Genomic DNA, 16,956 nt, shown 5'->3' on the forward strand with positions numbered 1-16,956 from the left:
ATGCAGGCAGATTATGTAATTGTGGGCGCCGGCTCGGCAGGCTGCGCTATGGCTTACCGTTTATCGGAGGCAGGGCGTTCTGTCATTGTCATCGAGCATGGCGGAACGGACGCGGGGCCGCTTATTCAGATGCCAGCGGCGCTGAGCTACCCTATGAATATGAAGCGTTATGACTGGGGCTATATGACGGAGCCCGAGCCGCACCTTGGCGGGCGACGACTGGTTGCGCCGCGCGGCAAGGTGATTGGCGGATCAAGCTCGATCAACGGCATGGTCTATGTGCGCGGCCATGCGAAGGATTTTGACCATTGGCGGGACAGTGGGGCCGAGGGCTGGGGCTATGCCGACGTGCTGCCTTATTACAAGCGAATGGAAAGCTGGGACGATGGCGGCCATGGCGGAGACCCCGCTTGGCGCGGCACAGACGGGCCGCTTCACGTAAGCCGTGGGCCACGCAAAAACCCTTTGTTTCATGCCTTTGTTGAGGCGGGGCGTCAGGCGGGCTATCCTGTCACAAGCGATTATAATGGCCAACAGCAAGAAGGCTTTGGCGCGTTTGAGCAGACGGTTCACAAGGGGCGGCGCTGGTCGGCGGCGAACGCATATCTGAAGCCCGCATTGAAGCGCGAAAATTGCACTTTGGTGCGCGGGCTTGCGGAGAAAATCGTGATCAAGGACGGGCGTGCCACGGGGGTTCAGCTGAGGCGCGGTGGCAAGAGCGAAGTGATTGAAGCGCGTGCCGAAGTGATCCTTGCGGCGAGTGCGTTCAACTCGCCCAAGCTCTTAATGCTTTCAGGCATCGGGCCAGCGGCCCATTTGGCCGAACACGGGATCGAGCTTGTTGCGGACCGGCAGGGTGTGGGCCAGAACTTACAGGACCACCTTGAAATGTATATCCAATATGCCTCAAAGCTTCCTGTAACACTTTATAAACATTGGAATCTTTTCTCCAAAGCCTTGATCGGAGCGCAATGGCTTTTTACCAAGACGGGGTTGGGTGCGTCTAACAATTTTGAAAGCTGTGCCTTTATCCGCTCGCAGGCGGGGGTGGAGTATCCCGACATCCAGTATCACTTCCTCCCCATAGCTGTGCGCTATGACGGGCAGGCTGCGGCCGAGGGGCATGGATTTCAGGCCCATACCGGGCCGATGCGCTCGGGGTCGCGCGGGGCGGTGACATTGCGCAGCAAAGACCCGCTGGATGATCCGAAAATTATGTTTAATTACATGAGCTTGGACTCTGATTGGGCGGACTTCAGGCGCTGTATCCGGCTCACGCGGGAGATCTTTGCGCAGCCAGCTTTTGCGCCTTATGTGAAGCATGAGATCCTGCCGGGGGCCGGCGCGCAAACCGATGACGAGCTTAATGATGTGATCCGCGCGCACGCCGAGAGCGCCTATCATCCCTGTGGCACCTGCAAGATGGGCCGTCAGGACGACCCTATGGCTGTGGTTGATCCTGAGTGCCGTGTGATCGGTGTAGAGGGGTTGCGGGTGGCGGACAGCTCGATTTTCCCAAGGATTACAAACGGTAACCTGAATGGCCCCTCTGTCATGACGGGGGAAAAAGCCAGTGATCATATCCTTGGACGTGCGCCTTTGGCGGCGGCCAATGATGCGCCGTGGATCAACCCTGACTGGAAGACAGAGCAGCGTTAACGCTGTGCCGCTATTGCGATTGCGGCGCATCTGATCTGCGCTCATATTAACCAAATGTTAAGATTGGTTAATATGAGGCAGGCTGCCTTTGCGCTGCTGTTTTGCTGTGTGGCAACCTATGGGGCCGCAGGTGTGGCAGGGCGTATAGACGTTGTGGATGGCGACACGCTGCGGATTGCGGGGGAAAAGGTGCGTCTTTTCGGGATTGATGCGCCCGAGCTGGGGCAGAGCTGTCAGGATGAAAACGGCGAGATTTGGAGCTGTGGCCACTGGGTGCGGGACGCGCTTCGCCAAGCGTTTCAGGGCCGCTATGCTCGCTGTGTTGAGGAGGATCGCGACCGCTACGGGCGCAGCGTGGCGCGCTGTGAGGTGGCGGGGGTCGATCTTGGTGGCTGGCTTGTGGAGCGGGGGATGGCGTTTGCCTATCGCAAGTATTCGATGATCTATGATCTTACTGAGAAGGGCGCGGTTGTGAGCGGCCGCGGGCTGCACAAAAGCCGCGTTCAGGCACCTGCGGCGTTTAGGGCCGCACGCGCGAAACCTGCGCAAGCCGCTCCTGAGGGCGGCTGTCAGATCAAGGGCAATATCTCCTCCAAGGGGGTGCGGATATATCATGTGCAAGGGCAAGAGCATTACGAGCGCACCCGCATCAGCGCACAGAAAGGCGAGCGCTGGTTTTGCAGCGAGGCGGAGGCTGTTGCCGCAGGCTGGCGCCGAGCGCGGCGCTAGCAGGGACGTAGCGCAGATATGAGAGAGCAGGGGGGGGCTTTGCCCCCCAGAGGCCAGCCTGCGGCTTGCCTCTTCCCCCCAGGATATTTTGAGAAAGAAAATGAGTGCGATGGGTTTTTGAGCGATTTGAGGGCGGGTGTTTTTTCAGAAATCGACAGCTGAAGTGGTTTTTGTTGATCATGATCAAAGTGCGCGGCTTTGCTGCGCTTTAGCGTCAGCTTTGACACAGGAACAGGAGACCAAAATGTCAAATACACCCCATGAGCTGCACGCAGAATTCCCTGAATTTGGGGCTAAAATAAGCGAGATGAAAGCCGCCAATGCGCATTTTGCCAAGCTGGCGGAGGAGTATCACGAAGTGAACCGCGCGGTGCATCGTGCGGAGACCAATGTGGCCCCGACAGATCAGTTTAACGAAGAGACCCTGCGCAAAACGCGGGCGGCTTTGAAAGACGAAATTTATAAAATGCTGTCCGCGTAAGGGGACGCGATGTCAGGCAAAGGGGGCGGCAGAGATGATCTGCCGCCTTTTTCTGTATCGGGTCAGATCAGCCTACTTCGTAGGGCAGGATGCCACGACTGTCGGGATTGATTGTCAGGCGGCGCTCAAGGGGCGGCACGGAGCGCTGGTGGCAGCTCGTGCGCTCGCAGATGCGGCAGGAAATGCCGATCGGCTCAAAGCTCTGGCGCTCGCTGACATCCAACCCGTCGGCGTAGACGATATCGCCTGCGTGGGTCACTTCGCAGCCAAGAGCGATGGCGAAGCGGCGTGTCGGCGCGCCGAACTGGCCACCTGTTTTGCTCACGTCGCGGGCAATCGAGATATAGCGCACGCCATCGGGGGTTTCGGCGAGCTGGCGCAGGAAGCGCCCCGGCATCTCAAAGGCGCTGTGCACATTCCAGAGCGGGCAGGCACCGCCGAAGCGGGCGAACTGGAGCCGCGTGGCGGAGTGGCGTTTGGTGATTGTGCCGGCCTGATCAACACGCACGAAGAAGAAGGGCACGCCTTTGGCGCCCGGGCGCTGGAGCGTTGAGAGGCGGTGCGCGACTTGCTCGATGGAGGCACCAAAGCGGCGCGCGAGGCTCTCAAGATCGTGGCGTGTTTCGCGCGCGGCGGCGAGGAAGGCCGTATAGGGCATGAGGGCTGCCCCCGCGAAGTAATTGGCAAGGCCGATTTTGGCGATGGTGCGCGCCTCAGCCGACTGAAAACGGGCGAGATCGAGTGTGGCTTCAATGAGCTTGCTTTGCTTGAGAAGAGCAAGCTGGAGCAGCAGTTGAAAGTTGCGTGTGCCGGGGCTGGCGCGGGTTGACAGCGTGAGGGTGCGGGTTTCGCGATCAAAGTTGCGCAGCTCGGCGCGGTCCAGCTCGTGGACCGTGATGCCTTCGTCACGCAGGGCGCGCACGGCGGTTTGGCGGATATCTTCGCTTTGGGCGGCGAAATGCTCGGCGGCGCGGTCAACTGCGTCGATATAATTGTCGCAATAGTGGAAGAAGTCGCGCACCTCATCCCATGGGCTGGCTTGGGGGCGGGCGTCTTCGCGGCCCAAGGCTTCGTCAAGCGAGGCGAGGCGCTCGTGGGTCTGGCGGTAGGCGTTGTGCAGGGCGAGAAAGGCCCGTGCCAGCCCCGGGGCATTGGAGGCGGTGAGGCGCAGATCGGCGAGGGGGGGCGGATCATCGGCAAAGATCGGATCGGCCATGGCCTCGCGCATATCTGACACGAGCCGCTCGCTGTCAGCGGATGTCAGCTCTGTGACGTCAAAGCCGAACTCCTGCGCAAGCCCGAGCACCACGGTTGTGGAGACGGGGCGTTTGTTGTTTTCCATCTGGTTGAGATACGGCAGGGAGACGCCGAGCTTTTGGGAGAAGTCTTTTTGGGTGAGGCCAAGGCGGGTGCGCGTTTCGCGCAGCTTGGCGCCGGCGTAGAGTTTTTGCTGGGGCATGGGCTTCTCCCTTGGTTTGCAACTTCGCTAAGTGTGGAGTGTGCCTTTGCAAAGAGGTTGTGGCAAGCGGGGTTTGTGCTTTTGGCTGCGCAAAAATGCGACGGCTTGAGGGGGGCGGCCCTCTTGCGTAGGTTTGGCGCGGGCCAGCCCCCACACACAGGTTTTAGTGGGGGCCAGCCCCCACACACAGGATTTAGTGGGGGCCAGCCCCCACACCCCCGGGATATTTAGGGAAAGAGGATGCAGAGCGCTAAAGGCGCAAGCGGCGCTCGCGGCGCATGACGAGGAGGATGACGCCAAGGGCGGCGACGCAGCAGAGGATCATGAGGGTGATCAGCGGCAGGTCTGAAGCGCCGGGGTGAAGCAGGGCGCCCGCTGCGGCGGAGAGGGCGGCGCCGCCGCCGATCATGATGGCGCTGCCAAGGCCTGAGGCTGTGCCTGCGAGATGGGGGCGCACCGAGAGCATCCCGGCTTGGGCGTTGGGAATGACCATGCCGTTGCCGATTCCGAGGAAGACCACGCAGCCGAAGAAGGCGGCGGCGGAGCCTGCGCCTGCGAGGCTGAGCAGCAGAGCGGGGGCAAGGGAGGCGGCGCAAATCACGTTGCCCCAGAAGATCATCGCGGTGACGCCGACACGGGCGGAAAAGCGGGCGGTGATGAAGTTGCCTATGAAGTAGCCAAGGCCGGGCGCGGCGAAGTAGAGGCCGAGCTGGTCGGGGGAGAGGCCATAGACCTGTTCACCGACAAAGGGCGCGCCGCCGAGATAGGCGAAGAAGGCACCCGAGGACAGCGCTGAGGCCATGCAGTAGCCCCAGAAGCGGGGCGATGTGAGCAGCTCGGGGTATTCTGCAAACTGTTGGCCAAGGGTGTTGTTGCTCGGCGGGGCGGTTTCGGCGAGGTCAAACCATGTGATCGCAAAGAGCAGGAGGCCAAAGCCCAGCAGCATCACAAAGCTGGCGTGCCAGCCATACCAGACTTCGAGCAGGCCGCCGATTGCGGGGGCAATCATCGGCACGAGAGACATTCCCATTGCGACATAGCCGATCATCGAGGCGGCTTGGTCTTGGGGGTAGATATCGCGCACCACGGCGCGGGCGAGCACCATGGCAACGGCGATCACCGCTTGGAACATCCGAAACACCATGAAGACTTCGGCGGTGGGCGCGAGCAGACAGCCGAGCGTTGCCAGATTGAACAGGCCAAGACCCCAGAGGATCACCGAGCGGCGGCCGTATTTGTCGGAGATTGGCCCGATGAAGAGCTGCAAGAAGCCATTGATCGCCAGATAAAGCGCAACGGAGAGCTGCATGAAAGCGTAATCGGTCTCAAAATAGGCTGTCATGCCGCCGAGCGAGGGCAGGAAGATATTCATTGCCAGAGCAGAGAGGCCCGCAAGGCTGACCAGTGTAAAGATATGGGGTGGTGTCGCGCGATCAAACAGGCGACTCGGCACAGGCTTTTGCATAGCCTAGCCCTAGGCCTGTTAAATTATGATGTCCAGATGGCGTGACCGACACGGGCTGAAAGCGGGCGAAGATGGACGGCGACTGTGTGAGGGCGGGGCGTCAGATGTTTAATTTGCAGTTATGCAATTAGCTGAAATTATTCTGACAAAGATTTGCAAATTTGCTCGTTTGGCCTTTGTGTGTCGCCATTGTGCCCCTATACAGGGCCAAACCAAAGGGGGGCATCCTATGAAAGACATTCTTCAAAAGCTCGAAGAGCACCGCGCGCAGGCCCAATTGGGCGGCGGCGAGAAGCGTATTGCTGCGCAGCACAGCAAAGGCAAGTTGACGGCACGCGAGCGGGTCGAGCTTTTGCTGGATGAGGGCAGTTTTGAAGAATTTGATATGTTCAAAACCCACCGCTGCACCGACTTTGGCATGGAACAGCAAAAGCCTGCCGGTGACGGCGTCATCACGGGCTGGGGCACGGTCAATGGCCGCATGGTTTATGTCTTTTCTCAGGACTTCACGGTTTTGGGCGGCTCGGTTTCGGCGACTCATGCCGAGAAGATTTGCAAGATTATGGATATGGCCGTGCAGAACGGCGCGCCTGTGATCGGGATCAATGACTCGGGCGGAGCGCGTATTCAGGAAGGCGTCGACAGCCTTGCGGGCTACGGCGAAGTCTTTAAGCGCAATATTATGGCCTCGGGCGTTGTGCCGCAGATCAGCTTGATCATGGGGCCATGTGCGGGGGGCGCGGTTTATTCGCCTGCGATGACGGACTTTATCTTTATGGTCAAAGACAGCTCTTATATGTTTGTCACGGGGCCTGATGTTGTGAAGACAGTGACCAACGAGCAAGTCACAGCCGAGGAGCTTGGTGGCGCGTCAACCCACACCAAGAAATCATCTGTGGCGGATGGTGCGTTTGAGAATGATGTCGAAGCCATCGCGGAAGTGCGCCGTCTTATCGATTTTCTGCCGCTCTCCAACCGCGAAAAGCCGCCTGTCCGCCCGTTCTTTGACAGTGTGGACCGCCAAGACACGAGCCTTGATACGCTCGTGCCTGAGAACCCGAACACGCCCTATGACATGAAGGAGCTAATCCTGAAGCTGGCGGATGAGGGCGATTTTTATGAAATTCAGGAAGAGTTTGCCAAGAATATCATCACGGGGTTCATCCGCCTTGAGGGGCAGACTGTAGGTGTCGTGGCCAACCAGCCTTTGGTTCTGGCGGGCTGTCTTGATATTGACAGCTCTCGCAAGGCGGCGCGGTTTGTGCGCTTTTGTGATGCCTTTGAGATTCCGCTTTTGACGCTTGTTGATGTTCCGGGCTTCTTGCCTGGCACGGGGCAGGAGTATCGCGGCGTGATCAAGCATGGTGCGAAGCTCTTGTTTGCTTACGGTGAGGCGACTGTTCCGAAAGTGACGGTGATCACGCGTAAAGCCTATGGCGGCGCTTATGTTGTGATGAGCTCAAAGCACCTGCAGGGCGATCTGAACTATGCTTGGCCGACGTCCGAAATTGCTGTGATGGGGGCCAAGGGCGCCACCGAGATCATTCACCGCGCCGACGCGGGCGACGCTGAGAAGATTGCGCAGCACGCTGCTGACTATGAGGCGCGTTTTGCAAACCCGTTTGTGGCGGCCGAGCGTGGCTTCATTGACGAGGTGATCATGCCGCGCAGCACACGCAAGCGCGTGAGCCGTGCCTTTGCAAGTTTGCGGACCAAGAAAATCACCACGCCTTGGAAAAAACACGACAATATTCCGCTGTAAGGGCATTTGATGCGCAAGCTCCTCTCACTTTCTGCGCTCGTATTTGCGGGGCTGGGTCTTGTGGCCCAGCCTTTGCCTGCGGCAGAGCTGCCGAGCTTGCCCTCCGGGCTTACGCCGCAGCTGTTGGAGGCGTTTGTCGAGGTGAAGCCTGATGGTGAGCTGACCTATGCGCGGTTTCGCTTTGTTGTGCCTGAAATCGGGCAGGGCGGCGCGCCGGATTATGAGGTCTTGGTGCAGGACTTTAGCGTTTTATGCGCCCAATATGCGCTGCCGCAGCTGTCTGAGCAGCCTCAGCCTATTGATCGTATCGTGATTTCTTATTCTGACAGGGCGGTCGAATTCGGCCAGTCCGACCCTGAGGCCACACAGTTTTTTGAGTTGTATTCGCTCAAAGACGGGGCCTGCATATGGGAGCAATATTGATGAATACACAATATGTTGAGGGTCGCAGTTCATGTATCGGCTCGGTTGCGGCTTTCCCGTCACAGCGCGGAACGCTTGCGCTTGTTTCATATCGCTTGGGGCAGATTTCAGTTATGTTGCGCGCATACGTCCTTGGTTGGGCGGGTATCTCATATGAGAGGCAGGATGGGGAGATAGCCCCGTTCGTGATAGAGCAAAAAGACTGGAGTAAGATATGTCTAAGACGATTAAAGCCCTTTGCGCACTTGGATTTGTGGTTACGGTGTCCGCCTGTGGCGGCAACAAGGCCCCTGATGATGAATATATTGTGGTCGACCCTACGCCGATCTCGGTTGAGCCAGCCTACACCGGCAAATACAAATAAGATACTTGCAGGGCGTGCCGCGCGGCGCGCTCTGCCTCATATGCTTCACGGCGGTTTCACTCTGACACAGGAGGGCCAGCCATGTTGAAGCATCGCGGCTTCCCGGGCCGACTTTCCGGCACTGATTTTCAATTTGTTATCCGGCGGGCAAACCCCAAGGGGGTCACGCCGATCACGATGCGCGAGCGCTATCGCGACCGGCGCCCCGCCGACAAGCGCGCGGATGTGGGCTTTATGGCCGCACTTTGGGCGCAGTTTGGTGATGCGCCGTTTGAGCGCGGCAATCTGGATGCGGGGCGGCTCTCGTGGCTGTTTGGCCGTGAGGTTGTCGCGGCAGAAGACCCGTTTGACCCCGCCAGCTATGATGCTTTGTTGCGGATTGATGTGCGTGTGGCGGAAGCCTCGTTTCCCGACATTTTTGACGGATCTTATGTGGAGGAGGGTCAGGCGTGACTTTGCCGATGACATCTCCATTTGAGCAGGGAACAGCCTATAACAGGGCTGTGCCGCAGCTCTCCCTTTCGCGGCAATCGGCCTCATGCAAGGCTCTCCCTGTGATGGTTGCCCGTGTTCGGGCGCAGGGCGTTTGCTCTGCCCGTTACCCTTCCCCAGCAGGGCGTTGCGGCTGCCCCCAAGGCTGCGCGCCCTGCTTTTTTCCTGCCACAGGTGGCGCAAATTCGCGCGCCTCTGGCTTGGCGATGCGGCGCTATAGGCCTAACGTTCGGGTTACAGGAGCCGCAGAGACGGCTCGTCATAAACCAAAACGAGGCAAAGAGAGATGCAAACAGTTACCAAATGGGCTTCGGCCCTCTGTATCACAGCCCTGCTTAGTGGCTGTGGCGACACACTCACCGAACAAGCGCTCATGGGTGCGGGCGCAGGCGTTGGCGCTGCGGCTGTCACCAAGGGCGATCTGGCCACAGGCGCGCTCATTGGCGTGGTCGGCAACGTGGCCTACTGCCAGAAATTCCCGTCACGCTGCTGATCGCGTAACGGCGGCCCCCTTGGGGGCCAGACACACAGTGAAAGCCATGTCCGAGCCTGCCTCGGGTGTGGCTTTTTTTATGCATTCTGGAGAGCGCTTTGCGCGGCTCCAACGACTGAACGAAGAGGGGACAGACCATGTTTAAAAAGATCCTGATTGCAAACCGTGGCGAGATTGCTTGCCGCGTGATCAAGACAGCGAAAAAAATGGGGATCAAGACGGTCGCTATTTACTCGGATGCGGACAAGCAGGCGCTGCACGTGCAAATGGCGGATGAGGCTGTGCATATTGGTCCGCCGCCTGCGAACCAATCCTATATTGTGATCGAAAACGTGATGCGCGCGATTAAGGAGACTGGCGCCGAAGCGGTTCACCCCGGATATGGCTTTTTGTCGGAAAACGCAAAATTCGCTGAAGCGCTCGAAGCGGCTGGCGTGGCCTTTATCGGGCCGCCAAAGGGCGCCATCGAGAAGATGGGCGATAAGATCACCTCAAAGAAAATCGCTCAAGAGGCCAAGGTGAGCACGGTTCCAGGCTATATGGGTCTGATTGCGGATGCCGAGGAGGCGGTCAAGATTTCAAACGAGATCGGCTATCCTGTGATGATCAAGGCCTCTGCGGGGGGGGGCGGCAAAGGGATGCGGATCGCTTGGAACGACAGTGAGGCGCGCGAGGGCTTTCAAAGCTCAAAGAACGAAGCGGCAAACTCCTTTGGCGATGACCGTATCTTCATTGAAAAGTTCATCACCCAGCCGCGCCATATCGAAATTCAGGTGCTCTGTGACAGCCATGGCAACGGCATTTATCTGGGCGAGCGCGAGTGTTCTATCCAGCGTCGTCAGCAGAAAGTTGTGGAAGAAGCGCCCAGCCCGTTCCTCGACGAGGCCACACGCAAGGCCATGGGCGAGCAGTCAGTGGCTTTGGCAAAAGCCGTTGATTATGCGAGTGCGGGCACAGTCGAATTTATCGTGGATGGCGCCAAGAACTTCTACTTCCTTGAGATGAACACACGGCTTCAAGTCGAGCATCCTGTCACCGAGCTGATCACAGGGGTCGACCTTGTGGAGCAGATGATCCGTGTCGCCTATGGCGAAAAGCTTGCTATGGCACAGGAAGATGTGACGCTGACAGGCTGGGCGATTGAAAACCGCCTTTATGCAGAAGATCCTTACCGCGGCTTCTTGCCGTCGATTGGCCGCCTCACACGCTATCGCCCGCCAGAAGAGACGGCCTCTGGCCCGCTTTTGGAAAACGGTAAGTGGCAGGGCGATGCGCCAGAAGGCGCCTTTGCGGTGCGCAATGACACGGGCGTCTATGAGGGCGGCGAGATCAGTATGTTTTATGATCCGATGATCGCCAAGCTCTGCACATGGGCGCCAACGCGCCTTGAGGCGATTGCGCATATGCGCGATGCGCTTGACGGGTTTGAGCTTGAGGGGATCGGCCACAACCTGCCGTTCTTGTCGGCGGTGATGGATCATGAGGTCTTTATCAAGGGCGAGATGACAACGGCCTTTATTGAAGAGCAATATCCTGAGGGCTTTGAAGGCGTGACGCTTGAGGAGCCGGCGCTGCGCAAGATTGCAGCGAGTGCGGCCGCGATGCACCGTGTTGCGGAAATCCGCCGCACCCGTGTTTCCGGGCGGATGGACAACCACGAGCGGGTTGTTGGAACCGAGTGGGTTGTGAGCCTTCAGGGGCAAGACTACCCTGTGACGATTGCGGCAGACCGTGACGGCTCGGATGTGCATTTTGCTGATGGCACGACTTTGCGCGTGGCGTCAAACTGGACACCGGGCGACCAGCTTGCGCGGCTTGATGTTGGCGGTGAAGGCCTTGTTTTGAAGGTTGGAAAAGTCTCGGGCGGGTTCAAGATCCGCAGCCGTGGGGCTGAACTTAAGGTCCATGTGCGCACACCGCGCCAAGCCGAACTTGCCAAGCTGATGCCTGAGAAAGTTGCGCCTGATACGTCCAAAATGCTGCTTTGCCCGATGCCTGGATTGATTGTGACAATCAACGTGGAAGAGGGCGAAGAAGTGCAGGAGGGGCAGGCGCTTTGCACCGTTGAGGCCATGAAAATGGAAAACATCCTGCGCGCCGAGCGTAAGGGCGTTGTCGCCAAGATCAATGCCGCGCCAGGCGATAGCCTTGCGGTGGATGAAGTGATTATGGAGTTTGAATAAACTCCATGCGCCAAGGCCGCTCATATGCGTCAAGACTTCCGCAAGGATTTGTCGCTAGCCTGACCAAGGATTGTCCTTGTTGGGAGCGGATAAGCTATGCGCAGGATCATGGCCTGTCTGGCAGCGCTCGCTGTGTTGGCGGGGTGCGAGCTGGACACGGAGGAGAGCTTGAAAAAGCAGCTCTCCGCGCGGCTTTATATTTTGGAGGTGATGCATTTCACCTCCAAATCAAGCTGCACGGCGGCTGTGTTTACGCTGGCGCTTGGGGAGTTTCGCAAACCCTATCCGCTGGCGGAGACACTCGACAGCGCGCTCGCGCGCGTTCGCGACCAAAAGCAGGTTCAATTTGCGCTCGAAGGGCTGAGCCCAAACGAGATCACCGAAGCCATCATGAGCCGCGATTTGCCAAACGGTCTGGGGCTGATTTCGGCCGGAATCGGGCCTGCGCGCGACTGTATGGATGCGCGGATTGCGCGGGGGTATCATCGGGTGTTGCTCTCGCCCGTGTCCCAGATGGTCTATCTGCCAGAGGAAAACGCTTTGATGATCCTCTATCCTCCCGAAAAGCTTGCCTTTTTTCTACGTGGCAACGTCTAGGCGCTCAGTCGCGCCGATCGCGGATTTCTTGCTGGCGTTGGGGCAGCTTGTCGATTGAGCGGGAAATCTCGCGCACATTCCATGGCAGCGGCTTGCGCAGATATACCTGCCCGTCTTTGCCCACCAGCATAAGCATAAAGCCACGCGGGCGGAACTTTTGGCGCAGGGCTGTTTTGGCCTCTGGATTTGAGTCCAAAATGATCTGGACATCGCGCTCGGTAAGCTCGTTTGAGCGCTCGGCCAAGAGCGCGACTTGCTCTATAAAGCGCGGATCGGCTTCGGAGTCTGAAAAGACAATCACGAGCCTTTTTGTCCATAAAAATAAAGATAAATCTGCCGTTTCTGCGTCAGAAAGCAGCTCCGCGGGGAGCGTTTCTGCCGCTGTTTCTGCCTGTGACAGTCCTGCTGAAAAGACAGCAATTACAAAGCTTAAGACCCGTATCATAGCCTCTCCTTCTGAGCAGGATATAAGCCCTTCTTGTGCCTTTACGACAAAAAACATCGGGTGGGATGAATTTTTTCCACCGTTAAAGCGATCCTCAGGCCCTATCAGGCAGAGTTTGCCTTGTATTTATAACGCTCTGACACGGAGCGATATGAGGCAAGCGGAGCAGGGCAAGATGCAGATTATCCTTCATTTGGGTGCGCAGCGCAGCGCGACGACCACCTTTCAACATTATATGCGCCGCCATGCCGACAGACTGGGGGCATTGGGTGTTGGCTTTTGGGGCCCCGGGCGTTTGCGCGAAGCGGGGCTGTTTCAAGGGCTATACGCCGGGCCAAGCGGGCGCGTCAGCGCGGCGGCGGTTGCGGCGGCCAAGCCACGGATCGCGGCGGCATTGGCTTTGGCGGGGGCGCGGGGGGTGCGCTGGCTTGTGATCAGTGACGAGAATATGCTTGGCTCTGTGAAGGGAAATATACGGCACCGTGCGCTCTATCCTGACTGTGCGACGCGCTTGCAGGGATTCGCTGAGGCTTTGGGCTGCCCTGTGGACAAGGTTTTGCTCGGTTTGCGCCCGCTGCCCGACTATTGGACATCAGCGCTGGCGTATGGGGTCAAGCGTGGCTGTGAGGTGCCGAGCGAGGCGGTGCGGCATGAGATCAGCACATCAGAGCGCAGTTGGCGGGATGTGATCTGTGATATTTCGACTGTAATGCCTGAGGCGCAGATCGAGGTGCATCGGTTTGCCGATTTTGCGGGCGCGCCAGATGCGCGGTTGGCTGCGCTGATTGGCTCGTATCAACAGCCACCACGGGCCAGTGCGGCGGTGCGCAAGAATGAAGCGCCCGATCTTGCCGCATTGCGCGCCAGTTTGGCAGAACGGGGCGTGCCGAGCGGCGGGTTGCCAAAGAGCGAGGGGCGCTGGCAGCCCTTTACACAAGACCAGATCGCGGCATTGGCCGAGCGCCATTCGGATGACATTTTTTGGTGTGCGGCGGGCGCGAGCGGGCTTGCCAAGCTGATAGAGAGAAAAACGCTGGAAGACGTGGGGATCAACCCACTCCCAGCCGCAAGAAGAGGATATACCTATGACCAAGCGAGACGAATGGGCCAAGCGAGCTGAAAAAGAGCTGCGCGGCAAGACGATTGACGATCTGACGTGGCAGACACTTGAGGACATTAAGGTCAAGCCTGTCTATTTTGAAGAAGACCTTGAGGGCATGAGCCACCTTGGCTCTATTCCGGGGTATGAGCCCTTTACGCGCGGCGTAAAATCGACCATGTATGCAGGCCGTCCTTGGACCATCCGCCAATATGCGGGCTTCTCCACCGCCGAGGAAAGCAACGCCTTTTACCGCAAAGCGCTGGCGGCGGGGCAACAGGGGGTTTCTGTTGCGTTTGATCTGGCCACGCACCGTGGCTATGACAGTGACCACCCGCGCGTGGTGGGCGATGTGGGCAAGGCCGGTGTGGCGATTGACTCGGTTGAGGATATGAAGATCCTGTTTGATGGTATTCCGCTGGATCAGGTCTCTGTTTCGATGACGATGAACGGCGCGGTGATCCCGATCCTTGCGAACTTTATTGTCACGGGCGAAGAGCAGGGCCACGACAAGGCGCTTCTGGCTGGGACAATTCAGAACGATATTCTGAAAGAATTTATGGTGCGCAACACCTATATTTACCCGCCCGAGCCGAGCATGAAAATCATCTCGGACATCATTGAATATACCTCAAACGAGATGCCGAAGTTCAACTCGATCTCGATTTCGGGCTATCATATGCAGGAAGCGGGCGCGAACCTTGTGCAGGAGCTGGCCTATACGCTGGCAGACGGGCGCGAATATGTGCGCGCGGCGATCAATGCGGGCATGGACGTTGACAAATTTGCCGGGCGGCTCAGCTTTTTCTTTGCGATTGGCATGAACTTCTTCATGGAAGCGGCCAAGCTGCGCGCGGCGCGCCTGCTTTGGCACAAGGTTATGACAGAGTTTGACGCCAAGTCCGAGCGCTCAAAGATGCTGCGGACCCATTGCCAGACGTCGGGTGTAAGTTTGCAGGAGCAAGACCCCTATAACAACGTCATTCGCACAGCTTATGAAGCGATGGCAGCGGCGCTTGGCGGAACACAAAGTCTGCACACCAATGCGCTGGATGAGGCGATTGCTTTGCCGACCGAGTTTAGCGCGCGCATTGCCCGCAACACCCAGCTGATTTTGCAAGAAGAGACGGGCATCACCAATGTCGTCGATCCCTTGGCCGGCTCATACTATGTCGAGAGCCTGACAAGCGAGCTGGCCGAGAAGGCCTGGGCCTTGATGGAAGAAGTCGAGGAGATGGGCGGGATGACCAAAGCGGTCGCCAGTGGAATGCCCAAGCTTCGGATCGAGGAAAGTGCGGCGCGCCGTCAGGCTATGATTGATCGTGGACAGGAAGTGATTGTCGGGGTGAACAAATACCGTCTCGCCAAGGAAGACGCGATCGACATTCTGGATGTGGACAATGTGGCTGTGCGCGAAAATCAGGTGAAACGGCTTGAAAGCATTCGTGCCAGCCGTGACGAGGCGGCCTGCATGGCGGCTTTGACAGAGCTGACACGGCGCACAAAAGAAGGCGGAAACCTCTTGGACGCCGCGGTTGAAGCCGCGCGCGCGCGGGCCACTGTGGGAGAGATCAGCATGGCGATGGAAGAAGAATTTGGCCGTCACCGTGCCGAAGTAAAGACACTCGCGGGCGTCTATGGCGCGGCCTATGAGGGCGATGCGGGCTTTGCGGCGATCCAGAAAAGTATCGAAGTTTTTGCCGAAGAAGAGGGTCGCCGCCCGCGTCTTCTGGTTGTGAAGATGGGCCAAGACGGGCACGACCGTGGCGCGAAAGTGATTGCCACGGCCTTTGCGGATATCGGCTTTGATGTTGATGTGGGCCCGCTCTTTCAAACGCCTGATGAGGCGGCGCAAGACGCGATTGACAATGATGTGCACGTGGTCGGAATTTCGAGCCAGGCGGCGGGGCATAAAACGCTCGCGCCACAGCTTATCAAGGCGCTGGAAGAGAAGGACGCGGGCGATATCATTGTGATCTGTGGTGGCGTTATTCCGCAGCAGGATTATGATTTTCTCAAGGCTGCGGGTGTGAAGGCGATCTTCGGGCCGGGCACGAATATCCCCGAGGCGGCTGAGGATATCCTGAAGCTTATTCGCGCAGCGCGCGCCTAAGCCGGGGCGGGGGGCTGTCTGCCCCCCGCGCTTCACAAGCCTGCCGGCTTTTGAAGCTTCCCCCCGAGGATATTTTTAGAAAGAAAAAGGGCGGACGATGTATGAGTTTGATCATCTTGTGATTGCCGCAGAGAGGCTTGAGGCCGGTGTGGCTTGGGCCGAAGAGCGCTTGGGGGTTGCGCTGGAGGCGGGCGGGCAGCACGCGCGGTATGGCACACATAATGCGCTTCTTGGCTTGGCAGAGGGGCTTTATCTTGAGGTGATTGCGATTGACCCTGAGGCGGAGGCCCCGAAGGGGCCGCGCTGGTTCGGGCTGGACCAGTTTTCTGGTGCGCCCCGGCTGATCACTTGGGTGTGTCGCGCTAAGGGGCTGGCGGAGTGGAGCTTGCCTGCGGGCTTTGGCGGGGTTGTGGGCCTGACGCGGGGTGCTTTGTCTTGGGACATGGCGGAGGCTTTGGGGGGTGTTTTGCCCTTTGATCAGTGTCATCCGGGTTTGATTGACTGGGGAGCAACGCCGCACCCTGCGACACGGCTCGCCCCCTCTGGTCTTTCGCTTGAAAGTCTGCGGCTTGCGCATCCTGAGGCGGAGAGCTTGCAGGAAGCGCTTCGGCCTTTGGCGGACGGGCGCGTGGAGATTGTCTTGGCCGATGCGCCAGAGCTGTCGGCGCGGCTTCTGGCGCGAGACGGGCGGGAGATTATCTTGTGATCCTGCGCGGGGCACAGCCTCTTGACGCGGCGGGCATTGCTTTGATCTGGAACCAGATCATTCGCGACACGCTGGCGACATTTACCACTGTTGAGAAAGACAGGAGCACGCTTGCCGCAACGATCGGCGCCGAACCGCAGCGTTGGATTGTGGCGGAGGAGGACGGCGAAGTGCTGGGGTTTGCCTGTTATTTTCAGTTTCGTGGCGGGCCAGGCTATGCGCAGTCTATGGAGTATACCATTCATTTGGCGCAAAACGCGCGTGGCCGTGGGCTTGGGGGCAGGCTGTTGGCGGGGCTTGAGGCGGCGGCCCGCGCGGAGGGCGCGCATTCGCTCTATGGCGGGGTGAGCGGGGCGAACCCCGAGGGGCAGGCGTTTCATTTGCGCAGGGGGTTTGTGCGGCTGGCTGTTTTGCCTGAAGTGGGCCGCAAGAATGCAGAATGGCTTGATCTGCACCTTTATCACAAATTTCTGTGATTGCGCGCTG

Annotated in this window: 17 protein-coding genes; 14 read left to right on the forward strand and 3 right to left on the reverse strand. The window is 58.7% G+C overall.

Annotated elements, in window-relative coordinates; all coding sequences use genetic code 11:
• The 3 genes from betA to ACTF58_RS06980 all read left to right on the forward strand — a co-directional run bounded on the left by betA (position 1) and on the right by ACTF58_RS06980 (position 2,869).
• Positions 1-1,659 (forward strand): choline dehydrogenase, encoded by a 1,659-nt coding sequence (gene betA, locus ACTF58_RS06970; protein ID WP_438991251.1) that lies wholly within the window; start codon positions 1-3, stop codon positions 1,657-1,659.
• A gap of 72 nt (positions 1,660-1,731) precedes the next feature.
• Positions 1,732-2,388 carry a thermonuclease family protein gene (locus tag ACTF58_RS06975; protein ID WP_438991252.1) on the forward strand — a complete coding sequence of 219 codons (657 nt, stop codon included), beginning with the start codon at positions 1,732-1,734 and terminating at the stop codon, positions 2,386-2,388.
• A gap of 244 nt (positions 2,389-2,632) precedes the next feature.
• Entirely contained in the window at positions 2,633-2,869 is a 237-nt protein-coding gene (locus tag ACTF58_RS06980; RefSeq protein WP_438991253.1) for a YdcH family protein, read from the forward strand.
• 67 nt (positions 2,870-2,936) lie between these two features.
• Here the strand turns inward: ACTF58_RS06980 and ACTF58_RS06985 are convergent, their stop codons facing one another.
• Together ACTF58_RS06985 and ACTF58_RS06990 are read right to left on the reverse strand one after the other, a co-directional pair.
• Positions 2,937-4,328: a helix-turn-helix domain-containing protein gene (locus ACTF58_RS06985; RefSeq protein ID WP_438991254.1), complete on the reverse strand. Its 1,392-nt coding sequence runs from the start codon at positions 4,326-4,328 to the stop codon at positions 2,937-2,939.
• A 250-nt stretch (positions 4,329-4,578) separates the two neighbouring features.
• Positions 4,579-5,793: a multidrug effflux MFS transporter gene (locus ACTF58_RS06990; RefSeq protein ID WP_438991255.1), complete on the reverse strand. Its 1,215-nt coding sequence runs from the start codon at positions 5,791-5,793 to the stop codon at positions 4,579-4,581.
• Between the two features lie 229 nt (positions 5,794-6,022).
• On the opposite strand from ACTF58_RS06990, the gene ACTF58_RS06995 reads away from it, so the two are divergent.
• The 7 genes from ACTF58_RS06995 (at position 6,023) to ACTF58_RS07025 (ending at position 12,107) form a co-directional block, all read left to right on the forward strand.
• Positions 6,023-7,555, forward strand: coding sequence for an acyl-CoA carboxylase subunit beta (locus ACTF58_RS06995; protein ID WP_438991256.1), 1,533 nt, complete (start codon positions 6,023-6,025; stop codon positions 7,553-7,555).
• Between the two features lie 9 nt (positions 7,556-7,564).
• Positions 7,565-7,978 carry a DUF6497 family protein gene (locus ACTF58_RS07000; RefSeq protein WP_438991257.1) on the forward strand — a complete coding sequence of 138 codons (414 nt, stop codon included), beginning with the start codon at positions 7,565-7,567 and terminating at the stop codon, positions 7,976-7,978.
• Positions 7,979-8,192: 214 nt separating this feature from the next.
• Positions 8,193-8,342 (forward strand): hypothetical protein, encoded by a 150-nt coding sequence (locus ACTF58_RS07005; RefSeq protein WP_438991258.1) that lies wholly within the window; start codon positions 8,193-8,195, stop codon positions 8,340-8,342.
• An 81-nt stretch (positions 8,343-8,423) separates the two neighbouring features.
• A complete protein-coding gene (locus tag ACTF58_RS07010) occupies positions 8,424-8,795 on the forward strand; it encodes a hypothetical protein (protein WP_438991259.1) in 372 nt (123 codons plus the stop codon).
• Positions 8,796-9,120: 325 nt separating this feature from the next.
• Positions 9,121-9,327: a hypothetical protein gene (locus tag ACTF58_RS07015; protein WP_438991260.1), complete on the forward strand. Its 207-nt coding sequence runs from the start codon at positions 9,121-9,123 to the stop codon at positions 9,325-9,327.
• A 137-nt stretch (positions 9,328-9,464) separates the two neighbouring features.
• On the forward strand, positions 9,465-11,510 hold the full coding sequence (locus tag ACTF58_RS07020; protein WP_438991261.1) for an acetyl-CoA carboxylase biotin carboxylase subunit: 2,046 nt from the start codon (positions 9,465-9,467) through the stop codon (positions 11,508-11,510).
• A gap of 96 nt (positions 11,511-11,606) precedes the next feature.
• Entirely contained in the window at positions 11,607-12,107 is a 501-nt protein-coding gene (locus ACTF58_RS07025; protein WP_438991262.1) for a hypothetical protein, read from the forward strand.
• A 4-nt stretch (positions 12,108-12,111) separates the two neighbouring features.
• Here ACTF58_RS07025 and ACTF58_RS07030 read toward each other — a convergent pair whose 3' ends face one another.
• On the reverse strand, positions 12,112-12,552 hold the full coding sequence (locus ACTF58_RS07030) for a DUF4174 domain-containing protein (protein WP_438991263.1): 441 nt from the start codon (positions 12,550-12,552) through the stop codon (positions 12,112-12,114).
• 175 nt (positions 12,553-12,727) lie between these two features.
• Here ACTF58_RS07030 and ACTF58_RS07035 point away from each other — a divergent pair, with 175 nt between their 5' ends.
• From ACTF58_RS07035 to ACTF58_RS07050, 4 genes are all read left to right on the forward strand, one after another.
• Positions 12,728-13,672 (forward strand): hypothetical protein, encoded by a 945-nt coding sequence (locus ACTF58_RS07035; protein WP_438991264.1) that lies wholly within the window; start codon positions 12,728-12,730, stop codon positions 13,670-13,672.
• Entirely contained in the window at positions 13,638-15,764 is a 2,127-nt protein-coding gene (gene scpA, locus ACTF58_RS07040) for a methylmalonyl-CoA mutase (protein ID WP_438991265.1), read from the forward strand. The genes ACTF58_RS07035 and scpA overlap by 35 nt, the downstream gene beginning before the upstream one ends.
• A gap of 97 nt (positions 15,765-15,861) precedes the next feature.
• Positions 15,862-16,470 (forward strand): VOC family protein, encoded by a 609-nt coding sequence (locus ACTF58_RS07045; RefSeq protein ID WP_438991266.1) that lies wholly within the window; start codon positions 15,862-15,864, stop codon positions 16,468-16,470.
• Positions 16,467-16,946, forward strand: coding sequence for a GNAT family N-acetyltransferase (locus tag ACTF58_RS07050; RefSeq protein ID WP_438991267.1), 480 nt, complete (start codon positions 16,467-16,469; stop codon positions 16,944-16,946). The genes ACTF58_RS07045 and ACTF58_RS07050 overlap by 4 nt, the downstream gene beginning before the upstream one ends.
• The last annotated feature ends 10 nt before the right edge of the window (positions 16,947-16,956 follow it).

Origin of the sequence: Lentibacter sp. (assembly GCF_965657785.1) — a bacterium.
In the GTDB taxonomy this organism is placed as follows: domain Bacteria; phylum Pseudomonadota; class Alphaproteobacteria; order Rhodobacterales; family Rhodobacteraceae; genus Lentibacter.

Bases quoted from the DNA above. Each gene is read 5' to 3' on its own strand.
- ACTF58_RS07015 (WP_438991260.1), top strand. From the start codon at position 9,121: ATGCAAACAGTTACCAAATGGGCTTCGGCCCTCTGTATCACAGCCCTG.
- betA (WP_438991251.1), top strand. From the start codon at position 1: ATGCAGGCAGATTATGTAATTGTGGGCGCCGGCTCGGCAGGCTGCGCT.
- ACTF58_RS07035 (WP_438991264.1), top strand. From the start codon at position 12,728: ATGCAGATTATCCTTCATTTGGGTGCGCAGCGCAGCGCGACGACCACC.
- ACTF58_RS07005 (WP_438991258.1), top strand. From the start codon at position 8,193: ATGTCTAAGACGATTAAAGCCCTTTGCGCACTTGGATTTGTGGTTACG.
- ACTF58_RS07025 (WP_438991262.1), top strand. From the start codon at position 11,607: ATGCGCAGGATCATGGCCTGTCTGGCAGCGCTCGCTGTGTTGGCGGGG.
- ACTF58_RS07020 (WP_438991261.1), top strand. From the start codon at position 9,465: ATGTTTAAAAAGATCCTGATTGCAAACCGTGGCGAGATTGCTTGCCGC.
- ACTF58_RS07000 (WP_438991257.1), top strand. From the start codon at position 7,565: ATGCGCAAGCTCCTCTCACTTTCTGCGCTCGTATTTGCGGGGCTGGGT.
- ACTF58_RS07045 (WP_438991266.1), top strand. From the start codon at position 15,862: ATGTATGAGTTTGATCATCTTGTGATTGCCGCAGAGAGGCTTGAGGCC.
- ACTF58_RS06975 (WP_438991252.1), top strand. From the start codon at position 1,732: ATGAGGCAGGCTGCCTTTGCGCTGCTGTTTTGCTGTGTGGCAACCTAT.
- ACTF58_RS07030 (WP_438991263.1), bottom strand. From the start codon at position 12,552: ATGATACGGGTCTTAAGCTTTGTAATTGCTGTCTTTTCAGCAGGACTG.
- ACTF58_RS06990 (WP_438991255.1), bottom strand. From the start codon at position 5,793: ATGCAAAAGCCTGTGCCGAGTCGCCTGTTTGATCGCGCGACACCACCC.
- scpA (WP_438991265.1), top strand. From the start codon at position 13,638: ATGACCAAGCGAGACGAATGGGCCAAGCGAGCTGAAAAAGAGCTGCGC.
- ACTF58_RS06980 (WP_438991253.1), top strand. From the start codon at position 2,633: ATGTCAAATACACCCCATGAGCTGCACGCAGAATTCCCTGAATTTGGG.
- ACTF58_RS06985 (WP_438991254.1), bottom strand. From the start codon at position 4,328: ATGCCCCAGCAAAAACTCTACGCCGGCGCCAAGCTGCGCGAAACGCGC.
- ACTF58_RS06995 (WP_438991256.1), top strand. From the start codon at position 6,023: ATGAAAGACATTCTTCAAAAGCTCGAAGAGCACCGCGCGCAGGCCCAA.
- ACTF58_RS07010 (WP_438991259.1), top strand. From the start codon at position 8,424: ATGTTGAAGCATCGCGGCTTCCCGGGCCGACTTTCCGGCACTGATTTT.